This is a genomic window from Nocardia rhizosphaerae (assembly GCF_042650365.1).
GTDB lineage: Bacteria > Actinomycetota > Actinomycetes > Mycobacteriales > Mycobacteriaceae > Nocardia > Nocardia rhizosphaerae.
The window spans coordinates 1582758-1602337 of record NZ_JBHSBA010000003.1 but is presented as its reverse complement, the minus strand read 5'-3'; the positions used below and the strand labels follow the sequence as shown (position 1 = coordinate 1602337).

Annotated in this window: 18 protein-coding genes; 10 read left to right on the top strand and 8 right to left on the bottom strand. The window is 69.6% G+C overall.

The features are described 5' to 3' along the window. Positions 1–36 precede the first annotated feature (36 nt). Together ACFOW8_RS09130 and ACFOW8_RS09125 are read right to left on the bottom strand one after the other, a co-directional pair. The gene (locus tag ACFOW8_RS09130; RefSeq protein WP_378548259.1) at positions 37–786 is read right to left on the bottom strand and encodes an SWIM zinc finger family protein; all 750 of its coding nucleotides are present in this window, start codon (positions 784–786) and stop codon (positions 37–39) included. Continuing rightward, the gene (locus ACFOW8_RS09125) at positions 786–3623 is read right to left on the bottom strand and encodes a DEAD/DEAH box helicase (protein ID WP_449289759.1); all 2838 of its coding nucleotides are present in this window, start codon (positions 3621–3623) and stop codon (positions 786–788) included. Before ACFOW8_RS09125 ends, ACFOW8_RS09130 begins: the two co-directional genes overlap by 1 nt. A 201-nt stretch (positions 3624–3824) precedes the next feature. Here ACFOW8_RS09125 and ACFOW8_RS09120 point away from each other — a divergent pair, with 201 nt between their 5' ends. Further along, positions 3825–4187 (top strand): hypothetical protein, encoded by a 363-nt coding sequence (locus tag ACFOW8_RS09120; RefSeq protein WP_378548253.1) that lies wholly within the window; start codon positions 3825–3827, stop codon positions 4185–4187. A 46-nt stretch (positions 4188–4233) separates the two neighbouring features. Beyond that, the gene (locus tag ACFOW8_RS09115; protein WP_378548250.1) at positions 4234–4920 is read left to right on the top strand and encodes an HNH endonuclease family protein; all 687 of its coding nucleotides are present in this window, start codon (positions 4234–4236) and stop codon (positions 4918–4920) included. 254 nt (positions 4921–5174) lie between these two features. Here the strand turns inward: ACFOW8_RS09115 and ACFOW8_RS09110 are convergent, their stop codons facing one another. Further along, on the bottom strand, positions 5175–5981 hold the full coding sequence (locus ACFOW8_RS09110; protein WP_449289764.1) for a sulfurtransferase: 807 nt from the start codon (positions 5979–5981) through the stop codon (positions 5175–5177). Positions 5982–6260: 279 nt separating this feature from the next. Between ACFOW8_RS09110 and ACFOW8_RS09105 the strand changes: the two genes are divergently transcribed. From ACFOW8_RS09105 to ACFOW8_RS09095, 3 genes are all read left to right on the top strand, one after another. Then, the gene (locus tag ACFOW8_RS09105; RefSeq protein ID WP_378548244.1) at positions 6261–7466 is read left to right on the top strand and encodes a benzoate/H(+) symporter BenE family transporter; all 1206 of its coding nucleotides are present in this window, start codon (positions 6261–6263) and stop codon (positions 7464–7466) included. 217 nt (positions 7467–7683) lie between these two features. Beyond that, positions 7684–7860, top strand: a complete 177-nt coding sequence (locus ACFOW8_RS09100) for a type II toxin-antitoxin system RelE/ParE family toxin (protein ID WP_378548241.1) — start codon at positions 7684–7686, stop codon at positions 7858–7860. Positions 7861–7949: 89 nt separating this feature from the next. Beyond that, a complete protein-coding gene (locus ACFOW8_RS09095; protein ID WP_378548238.1) occupies positions 7950–8171 on the top strand; it encodes a helix-turn-helix domain-containing protein in 222 nt (73 codons plus the stop codon). Between the two features lie 27 nt (positions 8172–8198). On the opposite strand, the gene ACFOW8_RS09090 is transcribed toward ACFOW8_RS09095, so the two are convergent. Further along, positions 8199–8690, bottom strand: coding sequence for an Lrp/AsnC family transcriptional regulator (locus ACFOW8_RS09090; RefSeq protein WP_378548235.1), 492 nt, complete (start codon positions 8688–8690; stop codon positions 8199–8201). Between the two features lie 171 nt (positions 8691–8861). On the opposite strand from ACFOW8_RS09090, the gene pdhA reads away from it, so the two are divergent. From pdhA to ACFOW8_RS09070, 4 genes are all read left to right on the top strand, one after another. After that, positions 8862–9944 (top strand): pyruvate dehydrogenase (acetyl-transferring) E1 component subunit alpha, encoded by a 1083-nt coding sequence (gene pdhA / locus ACFOW8_RS09085; protein WP_378548232.1) that lies wholly within the window; start codon positions 8862–8864, stop codon positions 9942–9944. Continuing rightward, positions 9941–10915 carry an alpha-ketoacid dehydrogenase subunit beta gene (locus tag ACFOW8_RS09080; protein ID WP_378548229.1) on the top strand — a complete coding sequence of 325 codons (975 nt, stop codon included), beginning with the start codon at positions 9941–9943 and terminating at the stop codon, positions 10913–10915. The genes pdhA and ACFOW8_RS09080 overlap by 4 nt, the downstream gene beginning before the upstream one ends. A gap of 2 nt (positions 10916–10917) precedes the next feature. Next, positions 10918–12240, top strand: a complete 1323-nt coding sequence (locus tag ACFOW8_RS09075) for a dihydrolipoamide acetyltransferase family protein (RefSeq protein WP_378548601.1) — start codon at positions 10918–10920, stop codon at positions 12238–12240. Positions 12241–12316: 76 nt separating this feature from the next. Then, positions 12317–13681: a uracil-xanthine permease family protein gene (locus ACFOW8_RS09070; RefSeq protein WP_378548226.1), complete on the top strand. Its 1365-nt coding sequence runs from the start codon at positions 12317–12319 to the stop codon at positions 13679–13681. Positions 13682–13827: 146 nt separating this feature from the next. Here ACFOW8_RS09070 and ACFOW8_RS09065 read toward each other — a convergent pair whose 3' ends face one another. Genes ACFOW8_RS09065 through ACFOW8_RS09055 form a run of 3 tightly spaced genes read right to left on the bottom strand, consistent with a single transcriptional unit; the run spans position 13828 to position 16441 of the window. After that, positions 13828–14220 carry an acyl-CoA thioesterase gene (locus ACFOW8_RS09065; protein ID WP_378548599.1) on the bottom strand — a complete coding sequence of 131 codons (393 nt, stop codon included), beginning with the start codon at positions 14218–14220 and terminating at the stop codon, positions 13828–13830. 20 nt (positions 14221–14240) lie between these two features. Then, positions 14241–15182 carry an AraC family transcriptional regulator gene (locus ACFOW8_RS09060; protein WP_378548223.1) on the bottom strand — a complete coding sequence of 314 codons (942 nt, stop codon included), beginning with the start codon at positions 15180–15182 and terminating at the stop codon, positions 14241–14243. A 26-nt stretch (positions 15183–15208) separates the two neighbouring features. Next, positions 15209–16441: a linear amide C-N hydrolase gene (locus tag ACFOW8_RS09055; RefSeq protein WP_378548220.1), complete on the bottom strand. Its 1233-nt coding sequence runs from the start codon at positions 16439–16441 to the stop codon at positions 15209–15211. A 122-nt stretch (positions 16442–16563) separates the two neighbouring features. On the opposite strand from ACFOW8_RS09055, the gene ACFOW8_RS09050 reads away from it, so the two are divergent. Next, complete coding sequence (locus tag ACFOW8_RS09050) at positions 16564–17841, top strand: MFS transporter (protein ID WP_378548596.1); 1278 nt, start codon at positions 16564–16566, stop codon at positions 17839–17841. On the opposite strand, the gene ACFOW8_RS09045 is transcribed toward ACFOW8_RS09050, so the two are convergent. Further along, a complete protein-coding gene (locus tag ACFOW8_RS09045; protein WP_378548217.1) occupies positions 17831–19528 on the bottom strand; it encodes a nitroreductase family deazaflavin-dependent oxidoreductase in 1698 nt (565 codons plus the stop codon). The genes ACFOW8_RS09050 and ACFOW8_RS09045 overlap by 11 nt on opposite strands. Positions 19529–19580 lie beyond the last annotated feature (52 nt).

Below are 19580 nucleotides of genomic sequence, written 5' to 3'. Positions count from 1 at the left end.
CATCACCGCGCACACGGTGGATCCTGGTCTTTCCGCTCAGTCGTCGAACTCCGGGTAGAGGGAGCGCAATTCGCGCAGACCGGTGGCAGCGGTCTGCTCGTCTTCCGTCGTCATCCGGAGCGCGCGGCGCAGCGGAACGGGGTCCAGATCTTCGATCACCGGATGGAAATCGATGCGCGGCAGGTCGGGCAATACCAGATCGTCGCCATAAGGGTCGTCGGACTCCGCTGTAGGAGTCGACTTCTCGACGCCACCGATGAGAGTGTCCAGGTCCAGGCCACGCAGGGTGAGGATCTCGCTCGGCTGCTCGTCGAGACGTTCGGAGAGCAGGTAGCAGACGGCGGCGACGTGTTTGCACGGCCAGCCCATATCGGGACAGCTGCAGGAGAAATCCAGTTCCGACGCGGTGTTCGGGAGCAGATGCGGGCCGAGCGCGGGCGGGAGTGCGCCGGAGGCGATCTCGGCGAGCATGCCGGGCGCCTGCCTGATCTCGGCGAGCAGCAGGTCGATCTCCTCCGCGCGCAGTGGCCGCATGCTGAGCACCGAGGTGAACGGCCTCGGCTGGCTGCCCTGCACCTCGGCGATGACGGCGCCGCGTTCGATCCGGTAGTCCACGACCTGCCCGGCTCTGGCATAGGTGCGGCCGCGGGAGAGCCGCCCGGCGTCGGCCAGGTTCTCCACCGCGTCCAGAATCGAACGCCCCCACCAGGTGCGGCCGAAGCCACCGCGCGCCTGCGCACCGCCGGTCACCGGCCTGCGCTTGCCGAACTGGCTGAAATCGGCCACTAGTCGCCCACCGCCTCGGCACCGAGAGTGAACAGATCGCGCAGTTCGTCGGTGCTCAGCTCGGTGATCCAGTTCTCCCCCGCGCCGACCGCCAGATCGGCCAGTTGCTTCTTGCCGCTGATCATCTCGTCGATCCGCTCCTCGATGGTGTCGACGCAGACCAGTTTGCGCACCTGCACCGCCCGCTGCTGACCGATCCGGAAGGCACGGTCGGTGGCCTGGTTCTCGACCGCCGGATTCCACCAGCGATCCAGGTGGATCACATGATTGGCGGCGGTGAGATTGAGCCCGGTGCCACCGGCCTTGAGCGAGAGCAGCATCAGCGGCGGCCCGTTCTCGCCTTGGAAACCGGTCACCATGTCGTCGCGGCGCTGCTTACTCACCCCGCCGTGCAGGAACGGGATCGAGGTGCCGAAGCGCTCGGTGAGATACGGCAGCACCAGCTCGCCGAACTCGCGGAACTGGGTGAACAGCAGGGCCTTCTCGCCGTCGGCGAGCACGGCGTCGAGTACGTCCTCGACCAGCGCCAGCTTGCCGGAGCGATGGCTGCCCCGGCGCAGCAACGGCGAGCCGTCGCCGAGGAAATGCGCCGGATGGTTGCAGACCTGTTTGAGCCTGGTCAGCGCGCCGAGCACAGCGCCCTTGCGCGCCATCCCCTTCGCGGCCTTCAGCTTTTCCAGCATGTCGTCGACCACCGCCTGGTAGAGGGCTGCTTGCTCGACGGTGAGGTTGGCGCGCACCGTCATCTCCAGCTTCTCGGGTAGATCGCTGATCACGGCCGGGTCGGTCTTGAGCCTGCGCAGCACGAACGGGTCGGTGATCAGCCGCAGCCGATCGATGGCGTGCTGGTCGCGCTCGCGTTCGATCGGCACCGCGAACCGCGCCCGGAACGATTGCGGGCTGCCGAGCAGTTTCGGCATGGCGAAATCGAACAGGGCGCGCAGTTCCTCCAGCCGGTTCTCCACCGGAGTGCCGGTGAGCGCCAGCCGGTGCCGGGCCCGCAGTGCGCGGGCGGCGCGCGACTGCCGGGTCGCAGCGTTCTTGATGTGCTGGGCCTCGTCGAGTACGACGCGCTCCCACCGCTGCTCGCTGAGCAGGGTGGCGTCACGGGCAAGGAGCGCGTAGGTGGTCACCACCAGGTCCGAATCACCTGCTGCGGCAGCGAATTCCGCGCCGGACAGGCGCGCAGGGCCATGGTGGACGAGCACTCGCAGATCCGGGGTGAACCGCCGCGCTTCCCGCTGCCAGTTGCCGACCACCGACATCGGGCACACCAGCAGCGTCGGCCCCACGGGCTCGGCAGCGTCCCACGGCTGCGCCGGCCGGCTTCCGTCGGCCGGGACCGTTTCGCGCTCGTGTGCCAGCAGCGCGAGCACCTGCACGGTCTTGCCGAGCCCCATATCGTCGGCCAGGATCGCGCCGCAGTTGAGCCTGCTCATGGTGGCCAGCCAGCTCAAGCCGCGCTCCTGGTAGGGACGCAGCTCGGCCTTCAAGCCGATCGGGACCGGCACCGGCTCCGGTTCGCCCGCCCTGGCGAACAATTCGGCCGCCCAGCCGTCGGCGGTGACCTCGGTGACCGGCACATTGTCGACGCGCTCGGTGGCGAGTTCGCCGATCATGTCGGCCAGGGTGATGGGGGTGTCGTCGGCGTGCATGGCGACATAGCGGGCCGCGGCGGCGAGTACACGATGGTCGGCCTGTACCCATTCCCCGCGCAGCTGTACCAGGTTGGACTTGCTGCGGACCAGGCGCTCCATCTCGGCCTTGGTGAGCACCAGGTCGCCGAGCGCCAGTTCCCAACGGTAGGAAAGCAATCCGCTCAAACCGACCGTGGACTCGGCGGCCGCTGGGCTGCTCACGCGCAGCCGCATGCTCGGTTCGGCGATATTCCACGCCCGCGGCAGCAGCAGCCGGATGCCTGCCTCCTGCAGGGCATGCGCACCGTGCGCGACCAGGTCGGCGACGACCTCGGTCGGGAGCAGCAGGTCGAGCCCGCGCGGGTCGGTGGGCAGGTCACGCAATCGCGGATAGGCCTTGCGTGCCTGGCCGAGCTTCTCCGCCGCGGTCCGCACCAGCACCGGATCATCTTCGAGAGCAACGGGTTTCGGCGCCTCGTCGACCGGACGCAGGCACACCTGCAGCCGCCACAGCGCCACCGATTCGTCGGCGGCGCCGAACTCGCCGTCGGGTTCGCACAGGCGCAGGACCAGTTCGGGTTCGTCGGCGGTGTAGCCCTCGCGCCACTGTGCCAGGGTTTCGGCCACCCGGTACGAGCCCGCCTCCAGCGGGGTATCGGCGACGAGGGCCTGCAACAGCGGGTGGGTCATCGTGCGGTGCGCGAGGTACTCACGGGCGATCGGGTCGGTGAGCTCGGTGATCAGGTCGTCGAGTACCGCGGCAGGCGAGCCGGCCACCCGCAGCGCCGCGGGCACGGCGGCGGCCAGCTCGGCCTGCCAGGCCCGCTGCCGCTGACCACCGACCAGGCGCCAGCGCACCCACCACTGCCCGTCGGCCCGCTCGACCTGCGGGACCACCCGCCCCGCCCGCACCCACCGTTCGATCCCGCGCGCGACATGAGCGAGGAAGCGCAGATCACCGGAGACGTTCTCGATCGGCAGCCTGCTGCGCAGCACGACGGCCGCCGTCGGCGGCGCCAGCGCGTGCGCGCGCACCTCGGCGGTCTCGGCCTGCCCCGTGGTATCGACGACGAGGACCACGGCCCGGTGCCGGAATCCGGCCCGCTCGAGAAGATCGCCGAGTACCGAACCGACGGCCACCGGCGCTCCGTCGTGCCACAGCAGCAGGCCCGAACCTGGGGACCACAGACCGTGCAGCATGGTCACCATCCAAGCAGGCCGCACCGACATACCCGACCACCGGCCGCACCCCTGGATTTCTCGCCGATCCCGGAACATACTGGGATATCCCCTGGTCACGGGCCGGACCACCCACCGGCGACAACTGCATAACGACCCAGGCGAACCGGGCTCGCTCCGGCTCGGCCGATGAACCACCTCGTATGCGTGTGGAGGGCAGCGATGACGATTCTGCTCCAGGTTCTCGAGCAGAGCTATACCCCGACAACCCCGTGGGAACGGCGCAAGTTCACCTTCATCGACACCGGAAAGATCGTCGGCATGCGGCTGGACGGTCAATCCGGGATCTGGCTCGACCTGATCAGACCCGGCGAATCCCAGCGTCTGGCACACACGGTTGATCCACGCGAGTCCATCACCTTCCTGCTCACCGTGTTCGCCAAGATCGCCGAGTGCGAAGACCGCGGTGGGTCGTGGCTGGTCGGCCACGACGGTGCCACGGTGTCCTCGATCGCGGCCACCCGATTTCCGCCGAACTCGAGCGAATTGGCCGCCGACGACATCCTGGCCCGCGCCTGGCTGTGAGAACCGGCGCGCGGGTTGTCGGTGGTACCCGGTACAACCTGCGGATATGAGGACGTGGGCCTGGCCGTTCGTGACACTGCTCGCCGTCACGAGCTGCGGCATCATCGGCACCGAAGCCGCGGTCACCCCCGCGCCGGGTAGTCCGACGCGCGCGGAGGTGACGGCGCTGCTCGACCGTGTGCGGGTGGTCGCAGCCAGACCCCATCCCGGCGGCTACGAGCGCGGGTGCAAACCGGGCCAGGGCTGCGTCTTCGGCCCGGCCTGGTCCGACGACACCGACGCCCCCGGTGGGCATGACGGCTGCGATACCCGCAACAATGTCCTCGCCGCACAACTGCGCGAGGTGGTCCGGCGCGGACGCTGCGTCGTCGTCGAGGGCGTCCTCACCGACCCCTACACCGCCACCGACATCACCTTCCGCAAGTCCGACGGCGGCCGCGTACAGATCGACCACGTGTATCCGCTGGCCGCCGCCTGGGACATGGGCGCCGCCCGATGGTCACCCGAGCGGCGCGCCCGCTTCGCCAACGACCTGTCGGTGAACCTGCTCGCCACCGGTGCGTCCACCAATCAGTCCAAAGGGGACAGCACGCCCGGTACCTGGCTGCCACCCGCCGGGGCGAACCACTGCTTCTACGCGGCGAAGTACCTCACGGTCGCCGTCGACTACGACCTGCCGATCACCGCCGCCGACAATGCCGTGCTGCACGGGATCGCGCGCGGTTGCCCCTGAGCCACAGCCCGCCGGTGCCGCGCCACCGCGGCGTCCACCCGGAGCGCGGCGCCTGCCACGGCGACGCGACACCGCGCCCGCGGACCTGGGTGTCGCGCTCCGGCGAGAAGTCGGTGTCCGCCGGGCGCGCATCCGCGGCACGTGCGGTTCGGCGAGCGGGTCGTCCGCCGACGCGGATTCGGGTGATCTCCACCGGCAGTACGACCCATGGAACCCCGGCAGCCGCTGGTTCACCGATCGTCCGGATGCCGCGGTCAGGCCCCGGTGGCCGCCGGGCGCTTCGGGTCGTTGGACCATTGCGACCACGAGCCCGGGTAGAGGGTGGCCGGGATCCCCGCGACGGCGAGGGCGGCGATCTGGTGGGCGGCGGTGACGCCGGAGCCGCAGTACACCGCCACCGGGCCGTCGCCGAACGCGGTGAAGCGGGCGCGCAGGTCGGCGGCGGAGCGGAATCGGCCGGTGCTGTCGAGGTTTTCGGTGGTCGGGGCGCTGTGCGCGCCTGGGATGTGACCGGCACGTGGGTCGACCGGTTCGACCTCACCGCGGAAGCGCTCGCCCGCCCTGGCATCGAGGAGCACGCCCGGCCACTTCGCGGCCGCGTCGGCATCGATCACCGGGAGCGTGCCGGGGCGCACGATCAGGTCACCGGGGGCGGGGTCCGGCTCGGCACCGGTGGCGAGCCCGCCGCCCGCGGCGGTCCAGGCGGGCAGGCCACCATCGAGGATGCGCACGTTCTCGACACCGGCCCAGCGCAACAGCCACCAGGCCCTGGCCGCGGCCATGCCACCGGTCGCGTCGTAGACGACCACCGGCTCACCCGCACCGAGCCCCCAGCTGCGGGCATACTTCTCGAAAGTGCCGGGATCGGGCAGCGGATGCCGTCCACGCGCGGGGGAAGGAGCGGCGGCGAGTTCGGTCTCCATGTCGACGAAGATCGCGCCGGGGATGTGCCCGTCCAGATAGTGCTGTGGGCCATCCGGGTCACCCAGCGCCCACCGCACATCGAGCAGATGGATCTTCCTGCCCGCCAGTTCTTCCCGGAGTTCCTCCGGGGAGATCAACACCACGCCCACGCCTACTCCTTCGCTGCTGCCGCACCTGCCGGACTCCCCCGATCCAGCCACCCTACGCAGCACGAAACCCCGCACGGTGCCGAACTCCTGCTCCACGCCCGACCGACGACCGGTTGCTGCCACGACAGGCGCTCGATCGTGCTGCCGGAACCGCGCATCGAAAGGTCCCAGGGACCAGAACTGGACCTGTCGTGACCGACACCGATCAGGCCAGTTTTCGGGGACTGGCTGGCGACAGCGAAACTTCCGCGCGGCAATATCGGCACAATGTCGCAGGTCACCACCACCGCACCCGAGGAGATCACCGAGGAGCGGACCAGTATCGCCGTGCCGCTCGGAGCGGGCGCGATCACAGCACTGGTCGGGTTCACCAGCACGTTCGCGGTGGTGCTGAGCGGGCTGCGGGCAGTGGGGGCGAGTCCGGCACAGGCGGCGTCGGGGCTGCTGATCCTGTGTTTCACCCAGGGCGTCGCCATCCTGGTGCTCAGCTTCCGGTACCGGATCCCGATCACCGCCGCCTGGTCGACACCGGGCGCGGCGCTGCTGGCGGGCACCGGACTGGTCACCGGTGGCTGGGCAGGCGCGGTGGCGGCGTTCGCGGTGACCGGTCTGCTGATCGTGATCACCGGGCTGTGGCAGCGGCTCGGCGCCCTGGTCGCGGCCATCCCGGTGCCGATCGCGCAGGCGATGCTCGCCGGCGTACTGATACCGCTGTGCCTGGCGCCGGTGACCGCGCTGCAGACCTCACCCGCGGTGGTGGTGCCGGTCATCGCGGTGTGGCTGGCGTTGCAGCGGTTCGCGCCGAAATGGGCGGTGTTGGCGGCGTTCGCGACCGCGGCGGTCGGCACCGGGATCGATATCGCGTCGCGGGACCGTCACCTCGACCTGGCGAGCATGGTACCCGCGGTGGAATGGACTGCCCCGCAATGGCATTGGCAGGCCATCGTCGGCATCGCGGTGCCGCTCTACATCGTCACCATGGCTTCGCAGAACATTCCCGGCGTCGCGGTGATGCGCTCGTTCGGCTACCAGGTTCCGTGGCGTCCGTCGATGCTGGTCACCGGTATCGGCACCATCGCGGGGGCGGGCGCGGGTGGGCACGCGATCAACCTCGCCGCGGTGAGTGCCGCGCTGGCGGCGGCGCCGAGCGCGAGCCCGGATCCGAAGCGCCGCTGGATCGCCGCCGCCACCGCGGGCATGACCTACCTGGTCCTCGGCCTCGCCTCGGCCGCCCTGGTCACCCTCATCGCCGCAGCGCCGGCGGGCACCGTCGAAACCGTGGCAGGTCTCGCCCTGCTCGCCACCCTCGCCGCCGCCCTCACCGGCGCGCTCAGCGACCCCGGCCACCGCATCGCCGGCCTGGTCACCTTCCTCGTCGCCGCCGCGGGCACCACCTTCCTCGGCATCGGCGGCGCCTTCTGGGCCCTGCTCGCCGGCCTGGCCATCCGCCGCTTCCTCCCGAGCGCCGACTGAGTCACCGATACCACCCATAGGTTCTAGACCTTGCAGGTGGTAATCTGAGGCCGGTGGGCTGGCGCATCTATCTCACCAAGCAGGTACTCAACTGGGTAGACAGCTTGGACGATGTCATGTTCGACCACTACGAAGCAGCGCGTCAGGAATTGGAGGCACGAGGACCAGCGCTCGGCCGCCCATGGGTCGACACCCTACGGGCATCACGACACTCGAAATGAAGGAGCTACGTGTCCCCGGGTCCAATGCAAGGATAATTTTCGCATTCGACCCGAAACGGTCGGCGATCCTGCTGATTGCCGGCGACAAGACCAACCAGTGGCAGCAGTGGTATCGAGTGAACATCCCGATCGCCGACCGCATTTTCGATGAGCACATAGGAAGACTGGACTGATGGAGCTATACGAAACCGGCCAGTCTCGCCATCCGCGTGGCGGATACGACCCGGCGAGAGTAGCGGCGACACGGAAGAAGATGCGGTCGGTGGAGCGCGCCTACCGGCTCGCCGAGCTTCGCGAAGCCCAACAACTCAATCAGACCGAGCTGGGCAACAAGATCGGCATCGGGCAACGCACCGTGTCGAAGATCGAGCACGGCGAGATCGAGCGGTCGCGCATCGAGACGATTCGCAAGTATGTCGAAGCACTCGGCGGCGAAATCCAGATCGTCGCGCGATTCGGCGACGAGGCGTACACCATCGCATAGCTCTGTGCCACCACCGGCGTCCAGTACTCAGGTCGGCCCCGCGAGCCGGTCCAGCAGGGGGCCCGTGCGTGGGCCGACGAGTTCGCGCATGACCAGGGCCATGTTGGTGCGTTCCACGCCGGGGATCTTCAGGATCTGACCCGCGATGCGATAGAGGTCGTCGGCGTCGCGGGCGACGACCCGGACAGTGAGGTCGGTGGAGCCGGTCATCCCGCAGACCTCGGTGACTTCGGGGACGTCGGCCAGTTCGTCGACCACGGCGTCGAGCTGGTGCTGGTCGACCACGACAGCGACGAAGGCGGCCAGCGGATAGCCGAGGGCGCGTGGTTCCACCCGCCGCTCGAAGCTGCCGAGTACCCCACTGCTGTCCCAGCGGGCCAGCCGCGCCTGCACGGTATTGCGGGACAGGCCGAGCCGGGCGGCCAGCTCGACACCGGTCGCGCGGGGGGTGGCGATGAGTTCCCGCAGCAACCGCGCGTCGGTGGCATCGAGCGTCACGTCCGGTTCGCGACTGGTCATACAACGCAGTATGACAGCGCCCAACCCTCGCAGACCATGCATTCTGCGCACAGCCGTGTCGGTCGCTTGCGCACTCGGCTTTATCGTGGATGCTGAGTGATACACATCGCACTCAGCGATTGTCGTACCCGCATCACGCCCACAAGGCGCGGTGGAGAGGAGGCGATCTCGATGTCGGAGAAACAGACCTACCCGGTCCAGCTGCTCCAACCGGACGGCAGGCGGGTGTTCGATCGCGAGCACGCCGCACTGGTGGCCGACATCGATGCCGACCGGTTGCGCCAGCTCTATCAGGACCTGGTAATCACCCGCCGGATCGACGTCGAGGCGACCGCGCTGCAACGCCAGGGCCAGCTCGGCCTGTGGCCGCCGCTGCTCGGCCAGGAAGCCGCCCAGGTCGGCTCGGCACACGCTCTGCACCCCGACGATTACGTCTTCTGCTCCTATCGCGAGACCGCGGTGGCCTACTGCCGAGGCGTGCCACCCGAGCAGCTCACCCGGCTGTGGCGCGGCGCGGCCCACCACTGCTGGGATCCCGACACCGCGCACATGACCAACGCGAATATCGTCGTCGGCTCACAGGGCCTGCACGCCACCGGCTACGCCTACGCCGCCCATCTCGACGGCGCCGATCTGGCCACCATCACCTATTTCGGCGACGGCGCGACCAGTCAGGGCGATATCGCCGAGGCACTCGGCTTCGCGGCCGCGTGGACCGCGCCGGTGGTGTTCTTCTGCCAGAACAATCAGTGGGCGATCAGCGAACCGGTCACCGTGCAGAGCCATGTGCCGCTGGTCCGGCGGGCCGACGGCTACGGGATTCCCGGTGTCGGAGTGGACGGTAACGATGTGCTCGCGGTCCTCGCCGTCACCCGGCAGGCCGTCGAACGCGCCCGCGGTGGCGGCGGGCCGACCTTCATCGAGGCGATGACCTACCGGATGGGCCCGCACACCACCGCCGACGACCCGACCCGCTACCGCACCGCCGCCGACACCGAGTACTGGGAGCACCGCGACCCGATCGAACGCATGCGCCTGCTGCTCGACCGCGAAGGGCTGCTCGATCCCGAATTCGCCGACCAGGTCGCCGCCACCGCCGACGACATCGCCCGGCGCGTGCGCACCGCGACGGTCGAGATGCCCGACCCGGACCCGATGACCCTGTTCGAGCACGTCTACGCGACCGAGCATCCGCTGATCACAGCGGAAGCCGCGGAGTTCGCGGCCTACCTCGCCGAAGGAGCGCAGTCATGATCACCACCTTCGCCGCGGCGCTCAATACCGGCCTGCGCAGGGCGATGGACGACGACAGCAAGGTCGTGCTGCTCGGCGAGGACATCGGCCGCCTCGGCGGCGTCTTCCGGGTCACCGACACCCTGCAGAAGGACTTCGGCGACAATCGCGTGATCGACACGCCGCTCGCCGAATCAGGCATCGTCGGAACGGCTTTCGGCATGGCGCTGCGCGGCTATCGGCCGGTGGTGGAGATCCAGTTCGACGGCTTCGTCTATCCGGCCTTCGACCAGATCGTCTCCCAGGTCGCCAAGATCCACTACCGCACCGGCGGTAAGGTTAAGGCGCCGTTGACCATTCGCATTCCCTTCGGCGGCGGCATCGGCGCGGTCGAACACCACTCGGAGTCGCCTGAGGTGTACTTCGCACACACCGCGGGCCTGCGGGTCGTCTCGCCGAGTACCCCCGCCGACGCGTATTCGATGCTGCGCCAGGCGATCACACTGGACGATCCGGTGATCTTCTTCGAGCCGAAGCGCCGCTACTGGGACAAAGCCGACGTCGATTTCGATGCCGAGCCGGACCTGCCGTTGCATCGGGCCAGGGTGTGTGCCCCTGGCACCGACGCCACCGTCGTCGCCTACGGCGGCACCGTCGCGACCGCGCTCACGGCGGCGAAGATCGCCGCCGGGGAGGGCCATTCGCTGGAGGTGATCGATCTGCGCAGTCTCTCACCGCTCGATGTGGACACCGTCGCCGCGTCGGTCGGCAGAACCGGCAGGCTGATCGTCGTGCACGAGGCGCCGGTATTCGCCGGGCTCGGCGCCGAGATCGCGGCCAGGATCACCGAACGCTGCTTCTACCACCTCGAGGCCCCGGTTCTGCGCGTCGGCGGCTACGACATCCCCTATCCCCCGGCTAAGCTCGAGAAGCACCACCTGCCCGACCCCGACCGCATACTGGCGGCGGTCGACCGCACTCTCGCCGCGTGAAGATGAAAGGTGCTTCTGTGCCGGAGCAAGCCGCCGACGACGGTCATGTGCTCGAGTTCCGCCTGCCCGATCTGGGCGAGGGTCTCGCCGACGGCGACCTGGTCTCCTGGTCGGTCGCGGTCGGCGACACGGTGGAACTGAACCAGACCATCGCCGAGGTGGAGACCGCCAAGGCGGTGGTGGCCCTGCCTTCGCCGTTCTCCGGCGTCGTGGTCGAGCTGCTGGCCGAACCGGGCGACACCATTCCGGTCGGCGCGCCGCTGATCCGGGTGCGCAACGATCTCGAGATCACCCCGCCGCCCGCCGCCCCGACCCGCAACGACGTGCTCGTCGGCTACGGTCCCGAGGCCGAGGCCACCTCGCGCCGGCGCAAGCCGGCACCCGCGGCGATGGCGGCCACCACGCCGAGCAGTCATCGGGCGGCGGCCACCCCGGCGGCCCGCAAACTCGCCAAGGAGCTCGGCATCGACCTGTGGTTCGTCGCCGGGTCGGGACCGGAGGGCGCCGTCACCGTCGACGACGTGCGGTCGGCGGTTCCGGTGACGGGCCCGCGCACCCCGGCCGAACCGGCGGACACGCCGGTCCCGGCGAACGGACACGCCGACGGCCTGATCGAGCCGACCGCCCGCGAGGTACGCACCCCGGTCACCGGCATCCGCAAACGCACCGCGGCCGCCATGCTGGCAAGTGCCCGCACCATCCCGCAGGCCAGCACGTTCGTCACCGTCGACTGCACCGCCTCGATGGAACTGCTCGACCACCTGCGCACCACGAAGTCCTTCGAGGGACTCACGCTCACCCCGCTCGCGCTGGTCGCCAAGGCGGTGCTCACCGCGATCGCCGAGCATCCCGGCGTCAACGCCGCCTGGGACGAGCCGAATCAGGAGATCGTCACCAGACACTATGTGAATCTGGGGATCGCGGTGGCGGCCGAGAGAGGGCTGCTCGTCCCCAATCTCAAGGAGGCGCAGGCGCTGAGCCTGCGCGAACTGTGCCGCGAGATCAGCGACGCGGCCGAAACCGCCCGCTCCGGCAACGCCACCCCCGCCGACCTGCGCGGCGGCACCTTCACCATCACCAATGTCGGGGTGTTCGGGGTCGAGGGCGGGGTCCCGCTGGTGAATCCGGGCGAGGCCGCGATCCTGTGCCTCGGCTCGATCCGCAAGCGGCCGTGGGTGTTCCGTGACGAACTGGCTGTGCGCTGGGTGACCACGCTCGGGCTGAGTTTCGATCACCGGCTGGTCGACGGCGAGCTCGGCGCCCGCTTCCTCGCGACCACCGCGGGCTTCCTGGAGGACCCGTTGACGCTGCTCAGCCGCGTGTGAGTGATATATCCGTTCCGTCACGCCGCCGAAACACGGTGCTCATCATGGGTAAAAATGGCGGGCTACAAACGGGTGCATGAGTGAGGCACATCCCGTCGACACCCGGCTGCCGTTCGCGCGGCAGCTGGCGTTCGGCATCCAGCACGTCCTGATCATGTACACGGGATGTATCACCGTGCCGCTGGTGTTCGGCGCGGCGGCCGGACTCGACCGGGCCACGATCGGTCTGCTGATCAGCGCCGATCTCCTGGTCGCCGGCATCATCACGCTGATCCAGAGCCTCGGCGTCGGCAAGCTGGCCGGTGCCAGGCTGCCGATCGTCTGCGGGGCGACCTTCGTCGGCCTGAACCCGATGATCCTGATCGCCAAGGAGTACGGGCTCGAGGCCGTGTACGGGTCGATGCTGATCGGCGGCGTCGTCGGCGTGGCGCTGGCGTGGCCGTTCGCCAGGGTGGTGCGGTTCTTCCCGCCACTGGTCACCGGCACCGTGCTCACGGTGGTCGGCGTCTCGCTGATCGGGGTCGCCGGGGGCCTGATCATCGGTACCGATCCCGAGGCGGCAGGTTTCGCCGCGCCGTCGAATATCGGGCTGGCCGCCGTGGTGGTGCTGATCGCGGTCGGATTCGTCTGCCTCGGGCGCGGCGTGTGGTCACAGCTGGGCGTGCTGATCGCGCTGGCGGCGGGGATCGTGCTCGCGCTGCCGATGGGCCTGGTCTCGACCGCCGGGCTCGGCACCGCCGACTGGATCGGCATTCCGCAGCCGTTCCACTTCGGCGCCCCGGAATTCCCGGTGACCGCGGTGGTGGCGATGAGCATCGTGATGGCCGTGGTGTTCGCCGAATCGACGGCGAGCATGCTGGCGATCAGCGAGATCACCGGCAAACCGGTCGGCAAGGGCGATCTGGCGCGCGGCCTGGTCGGCGACGGTCTCTCCGGGGTGCTCGGCGGGGTGTTCACCGCGTTCGTCGACACGATCTTCAACCAGAACGTCGGCGCGGTCGCCGCGACCAGGGTCTACAGCCGCTATGTCACCGCCGTGAGCGGGGCGATCCTGGTACTGCTCGGGCTGGTCCCGCGGATCGGCGAGGTGGTCGCCATGATCCCGAAACCGGTGGTCGGCGGCGTGGGGCTGGTGCTGTTCGCGACGGTCGCCGTTGTCGGCCTGAACACGCTGCGCCAAGCCGACCTCGGCGACCGGGTGAACGCCACCATCGCCGCGACCGCCATCGGCATCGGCCTGCTGCCCGAACTGACCAGCGGCATGTTCCACAAGTTCCCGACCTCCGCGCAGATCCTGCTCGACAGCGGCGTCACCCTCGGCGCCGGAGCGGCGTTCCTGCTCAACCTGGTCTTCAACCACACCAAGCTGGGCGCGCTGGCCCGCGCATCGATCGCACCGCAAGGCCCGGTGACGAGCACACCGGTCACCGGCTGCTTGTAGACCATCTCCGCATACCGATTACCCAGCTCGGCATGTCGACCGACGGGTATCTGTTTCTTTCCCAATCGATAGATGGTGTGATTTCCACCTTCTCTCTCGACCACCCAGTCCGCCTGTGCCGCTTTCGCCGCTTCAGCGATCTTTCGCTACTCGGTGACCAGTTCGGTGGCGGCTTCGCGGATCACGTCGGGGATCGGCACCGGCTTGCGGGTCTGGGCGTCGACATACACGTGCACGAAATCGCCGGTCGCGGCGAGTTCGAGGCCCGCGTCGGTTTCGCGGAAGATGGCCAGGTCGTAGGTGATACTCGAGTTCCCGAGCCGGGAGATCCGCAGGCCGACCTGCAGCCGGTCGGGGAAGCTGACCGAGCCGTGGAAGCGGCACGCGGTCTGGGCGACCACGCCGAGGGCGGGCAGCGCGGTGATGTCGGTGCCGGTGGCGCGCATCAGCCAGCCGTTCACCGCGGTGTCGAAATAGGAGTAGTAGGTCACGTTGTTCACGTGACCGTACTGGTCGTTGTCGGCCCAGCGGGTCGGCATCGGCCACAGCACGGGATAGTTCACGCACTCATCATGGCAGTGCCCTGCCGGTGGTCGCGGGGGCTCACCCCGAAGTGGCGTTTGAACGCGGTACTGAGGGCGAAGGCGCTGCCGTAACCGACCTGGCGGGCGATCGCCTCGACCGTGGCGTCGGATTCGGCGAGCAGGTCGGCGGCCAGCGACAGCCGCCACTCGGTGAGGAAGGTCATCGGTGGCTCGCCGACCAGATCGGTGAACCGGCGGGCCAGCGCGGCCCGCGACATGCCGACCGCCTCGGCGAGCGCCACCACCGTCCACGGGTGCGCCGGATTGTGCTGCAGCAGCCGCAGCGCCTTGCCGACCATGGGGTCGCTGTATGCGTGATACCAGGCCGGGGCGTCGGCGCGGGCGAACCAGGCGCGCAGGGCCGCGATGAGGACCAGATCGAGCAGCCGGTCCAGCACGGCGGTCTGCGCGGGCAGATCCTTGGTGGCCTCGTCGACGAGCAGATCCAGCAGGCGGGCGTCGAGCTCGCCGTGCGGCAGCACCGCGAGCTGCGGCAGGGCGCGCAGCAGCCGTCTGCTCACCGCGCCCGCCGTCTCGTAGGTGCCGGTGACCATCAGGGTCTCGCCGTCGGGGTCGGTGCCCCACTGCCGAACGCCGAGACTCAGTGTCTCGCACAGCACTTCGCCATCGGGAGTGGTGGTGACCTGACCGGGGCGGATGACGATCTGCGGTGCGGTGGCCGGGTCGTCGGCCACCGTGTACGGCCGCGGCCCACGGAAAATCGCGACATCGCCACCGGCGAGCTGCCGTGGCGGCTGGGAATCGGTACTGACCCAGGCCTTTCCGCGGATCATCGCGAGCACTGTCAGCGGCGCCTCGTCCTGGATCCGCAACGACCACGGCGGGTTGAGCAGCGAACACATCAGAAACGCGCCGCGTGCCCGCGGACCTTCCAGCAGTCCGGCCAGCGCATCCACGTGTTCCAGCCTAGCCCGCGCCGGGCTCAGCCCGCACCGAGCGCGCCGCCGAGGTCCCACGCGATCGGCTCGGTGCGCCGGATCCGCAGATGGTTGGTGCCCGGTTCCTGGTCGAGATCGCGCTGATAGAACCGGAATCGGTAGCCGCGCTCGACCGGGTCGGCCAGGTAGTGCCACAGCGTGCGCTCGGGCACGCTGCCCGCGATCCCGGCGGCCTTGTCGTCGACGTAGGCGCACAGCACGACGTCGAGCAGGGCGCTGATGTCGGCCGGCGTCCACGGGCCGCGATGGGCGGCGATGGCATCGGTGAGCACCTGGTAACGGACGAACGAATTGTGTTCGGCCCCGATCGGTGACTGCGGGAACGTGTCGATGGTCGGGTACCGGTGCAGCGCGTGGTTGGTCACCACGAACGGCCGGTCCGGCTCGGCATCGATGAACCGGTACTGCCGCGAATCGCCGTCGATCTCGAGCACGGTGGCCGCGCCGTGCGCGTCGGCGATGAACCAGTGCATGTTCGTTGCGCCCGCGCAGAAGATCGACTGCGTCAGCACGGTGGTCTTGGCTTCCGCGACCGTGGCGGCGGCGCTGAGCACACAGCCGGGCACCTGCAGCGCGGTGAGCCCGCTGGTGTAGCCGCCGGTCAGGCTCGCCCCGACATTGCCACGGTCGGAGTGGTCGACCAGCACCGCCATCATCAGGCCCGCGTCGTTGACTCCGTCCAGCGCGGGATTGAGCAGATCGTGGCTGCCGAGGGTGGCTACCGGGCGGCCGGTGGCGGGCACGGTGGTGAGCAGGATGGCTCGTGAACAGGAGGGATGTTCGTCGGGGCCGGGCGCGAGGCCGAGCTGGGTGCTGAGCGGGCCGATGAACCAGTCCATATTGCGGCCGAACATCGGCCTGCCGGTGCTGGTGAGGGTGGGCGGGAACCACACCAGTGAGCAGCCCGGCACCCCACCGGGCACATCGAAGGCCAGCGTGGTCGTGTCGTGCTCGTCGAGCGAGGCCGAGACGCCGAAGGCGTCGGCGACCCCGCGCGCCCGTGCACCGAGGGCCGGATAGTTGCGGTCGAGGTAGGCGAGCCTGCCGCGGCCATAGGCGGGATCGGCGTAGGGCGCGATGGCCGCGTGATAGTCGCGCTGGGCCAGACCACCCAGGTCGGAACCGATTTCGGTGTTCGTGCCGCGTACGGTCATGGCGCGAACCGACAGGTAGTCGTCCGGTGCGGCGGGAACGAGATAGGAGTCGGCGGAGAACACGGCACATACCTCCATCGTCACGGGACCAGCTGGGCGTCCCAAGCCAAGCACACCTGGCCCGCCGCATCGGTGAGGTACGCCGCGGCGGTTCGGCCGGTACCGTCGATTCGGTGACCTCAGCGATGATCGGCCGAGAGCTCCGGTCGGCCAGAGCCGCGGTATTCGGCGCGTTCACACTCAACGGGTTCCTGCTCGCCATGTGGGTGGTCCACATCCCCGCCATCACCGATCGGACCGGGGTCTCGGCCTCGCTGCTCGGGATGTTCGTGCTGCTGCTGGCCGGGGCGGCGCTGGTCGGGATGCGGCTGGCCGGACCGGCCGCGGACCGGCTCGGCAGCCGGACCCTGGTTGCCGTGGCCGCGAGCGCGATCTCGGTGACGGTGCTCGGACCGGCGCTGGCGACCGGGCCGGTCACCCTTGGCATCGCGCTGGCCTGCTTCGGCTTCGGCAACGGCGCCCTCGATGTCTCGATGAACACGCAGGCGGTGCTCGTCGAACGGGAATACCACCGCCCGATCATGTCGGCGTTCCACGCGATGTTCTCCGGGGGCGGCTTCGCCGGCGCCTTGGTCGGCGCGGCCACCCAGCGGGCAGGCTGGTCGCCGCAGCTGACCTTGACCTGCGCCGGAGTCGGCGGACTGATCACGACAGCGCTGCTGGTGCCACATCTGATCCGGCATCACCGGCATGGTGCGGTCTCGCAGCCGCAAGACCGACCCCGAGGGTCGGCCACACCGGGCGACCATCGACCGGAGCCCGCCGAGGCGAGCGGCGGACCGCGACCACCGTCGTTCGATCCACGGCCCGCCGATGCCGATCCCGCGCGGCCCACACCGCACACGCCGCGATCAGCCGCCGATCGGCGCCGAAAGGTGTTGTCGCTCGGCGTCATCGCCTTCGTGCTGCTGCTCGCCGAAGGCGTTGCCGCCGATTGGAGCGCGCTACAGGCCCGCGAACACCTCGGCGTCCCCGAGTCCGCGGCCGCGCTGGCCTTCGGCGCGTTCTCGGCGGCGATGACGCTCGGCCGGTTCGGTGCCGATCGGGTGAGCGGGGCGATCGGACCGGTCGCCGTTGTCCGCTTCGGCAGTCTGCTGGCCGCCACCGGCCTCGCCGTGGTGATCGCCTCGCCGGTGCTGCCGCTGACCCTGTTCGGCTGGGCACTGTGTGGGCTCGGACTGGCCGGTGGCGTACCGCAGATCTTCACCACCGCGGGCAATCTCGGCGGCACAACAGCGGCCACCGACATGTCCGGGGTGTTCACCATCGGCTACCTCGGCCTGCTCGCCGGGCCCGCGGCGATCGGCTGGCTGGCCGCGCTGATCCCGCTCACCGCGGCGTTGATCGTGCCGCTGGTGCTCACCCTGGCCTGCGCGGCCGCCGCGAACGTCGTCAGTCGGTGAAGGTGATCCGCACCGAGATCGGCGTGCTCTGCAGGGCGCGGAAGGTGGCCGCGGTGAGTCCGGCGAGTACCGGATTCGGCGCGAAGCCGCGGGCCCTTGCCACGACGTCGTCGTCGGGGCGCAGTTCAGCGACCCCGGAGCGCCACCGATCACCCTGGCGCACCCGGACTTTCGGTTCGGCACCGATATTGGCCGCCCACCCGGACCTGGTTCCGTGCTGGCTGATCACCCACGCCCCGGTGTCGTCGAAGGACACCGACACCGGAACCACTCTCAGCTCACCGGATTTGCGGCCGGTGGTCTCCAGCTCGGTGGCGAAGGTGGTGCGAATGCCGATCCGGCCCAGCGCGCGCACGGCCGGGTTGGCGAGGTAGCGGCCGACCGCCCGTTCGAACTCGAACTTGCGCAGCGCGGGATCCCTCGGCGCTGGTGCGCCGGCACCCCGCCTGCTCCGAAACGCATCGACCCCATGGTGTTTGAGCATGGCGGCCGCGGTGAGCCAGGGCGTGCGCGCGGGATCCGGGTCGGCGCCCGCACCGAGGCGGTGCAGCTGATCGGTGTGCCATTGCAGGTCGAGCGCACCCTCGAGGCTCTTGACATTGGGCAGGGTGGCCACCCGCGCAGGCAGGCCGAGCGAGATGCTGCGCGCGGGGAGCCGCTCGATCCGCTGGTGCAGGATGTCGGCGGCGGCGCCGGGCGTCACGGCACTGGGACGACCGAGACCGATCACATCGCACTCCCCCGCGCTCACCGCGTCGAGCATCGCGGCGCGGGAGCGGAACCCGCCGGTCACCGCCAGCGGCACGGTGCCCGCGACCGACCGCACCGACCGCGCGTACTCGAGGAAGTACGCCTCCCTGGCGGCCGTGCCGGCCGAACGCGCGGCGGGCCTACCTATCATGGCGGGCGATTCGTAACTGCCGCCGCTGATTTCGATGAGGTCGAGCCGCTCGGCGGCGAGCGCGCCGACTACGTCATGTGACTCTTCCTCGGTGAATCCGCCCCGCTGGAAGTCCGCGGAGTTCAGCTTGATCGCGACCGCGAAGCCGGGCGAGACCGCCGCTCTGATGGCACGGACGACCTCGACCACGAAACGGGCCCGCCGCTGCGGATCACCGCCCCAGCGGTCGTCGCGCCGATTGGCCAGCGGCGACAGGAACTGCGACACCAGGTAGCCGTGCGCGCCGTGGATCTGCACACCGTCGAAACCGGCGCGCTCGGCGATCCGCGCGGTGGTGGCGAAGCGCCCGATGATGTCGACGATCTCGGCGGCGGTGAGCGCGCGGGGCGCGGGTACCCCTGGCAGGCCGACCGCGATCGCCGACGGCGCCACCGGCCGCGCCCGGCTCGCCAGCGGGTTCGCCTGCCTACCGGGGTGATTGATCTGCATCCACAGCTTGGCTCCACCCGCTCTCGCCCGCGCCGCCCAGCGGCGCAGATCATCGAGGTGACGCTCGTCGGTGATCACGACATTGCCTGGCTCGCCGAGATGATCGCGATCGACCATCACGTTTCCGGTGACGATCACACCGAAGCCACCCGCACTCCATCGGTGGTAGAGCCGGTCGAGTCGTTCGTCGGGCGCGCCGTCGGCGGTGCCGAGGCCTTCGCTCAGCGCGGCCTTCATCAGCCGGTTTCCCAGCACCTGGCCGCAGGGCAGGGTGAGCGGATCGGTCAGGGCGGTCATGGTCGGCTCCTCCGCGAATCACGGGAAGTACACCGATCGGTGTACTTCCCGA

Excerpts from the sequence above, each read along its gene's own strand:
- ACFOW8_RS09065 (WP_378548599.1), bottom strand. The coding sequence starts at position 14,220 with ATGCCGACCCGCTGGGCCGACAACGACCAGTACGGTCACGTGAACAAC.
- ACFOW8_RS09050 (WP_378548596.1), top strand. The coding sequence starts at position 16,564 with ATGATCGGCCGAGAGCTCCGGTCGGCCAGAGCCGCGGTATTCGGCGCG.
- ACFOW8_RS09115 (WP_378548250.1), top strand. The coding sequence starts at position 4,234 with ATGAGGACGTGGGCCTGGCCGTTCGTGACACTGCTCGCCGTCACGAGC.
- ACFOW8_RS09090 (WP_378548235.1), bottom strand. The coding sequence starts at position 8,690 with ATGACCAGTCGCGAACCGGACGTGACGCTCGATGCCACCGACGCGCGG.
- ACFOW8_RS09070 (WP_378548226.1), top strand. The coding sequence starts at position 12,317 with ATGAGTGAGGCACATCCCGTCGACACCCGGCTGCCGTTCGCGCGGCAG.
- ACFOW8_RS09120 (WP_378548253.1), top strand. The coding sequence starts at position 3,825 with ATGACGATTCTGCTCCAGGTTCTCGAGCAGAGCTATACCCCGACAACC.
- ACFOW8_RS09105 (WP_378548244.1), top strand. The coding sequence starts at position 6,261 with ATGTCGCAGGTCACCACCACCGCACCCGAGGAGATCACCGAGGAGCGG.
- ACFOW8_RS09100 (WP_378548241.1), top strand. The coding sequence starts at position 7,684 with ATGAAGGAGCTACGTGTCCCCGGGTCCAATGCAAGGATAATTTTCGCA.
- ACFOW8_RS09080 (WP_378548229.1), top strand. The coding sequence starts at position 9,941 with ATGATCACCACCTTCGCCGCGGCGCTCAATACCGGCCTGCGCAGGGCG.
- pdhA (WP_378548232.1), top strand. The coding sequence starts at position 8,862 with ATGTCGGAGAAACAGACCTACCCGGTCCAGCTGCTCCAACCGGACGGC.
- ACFOW8_RS09045 (WP_378548217.1), bottom strand. The coding sequence starts at position 19,528 with ATGACCGCCCTGACCGATCCGCTCACCCTGCCCTGCGGCCAGGTGCTG.
- ACFOW8_RS09125 (WP_449289759.1), bottom strand. The coding sequence starts at position 3,623 with ATGCTGCACGGTCTGTGGTCCCCAGGTTCGGGCCTGCTGCTGTGGCAC.
- ACFOW8_RS09075 (WP_378548601.1), top strand. The coding sequence starts at position 10,918 with ATGAAAGGTGCTTCTGTGCCGGAGCAAGCCGCCGACGACGGTCATGTG.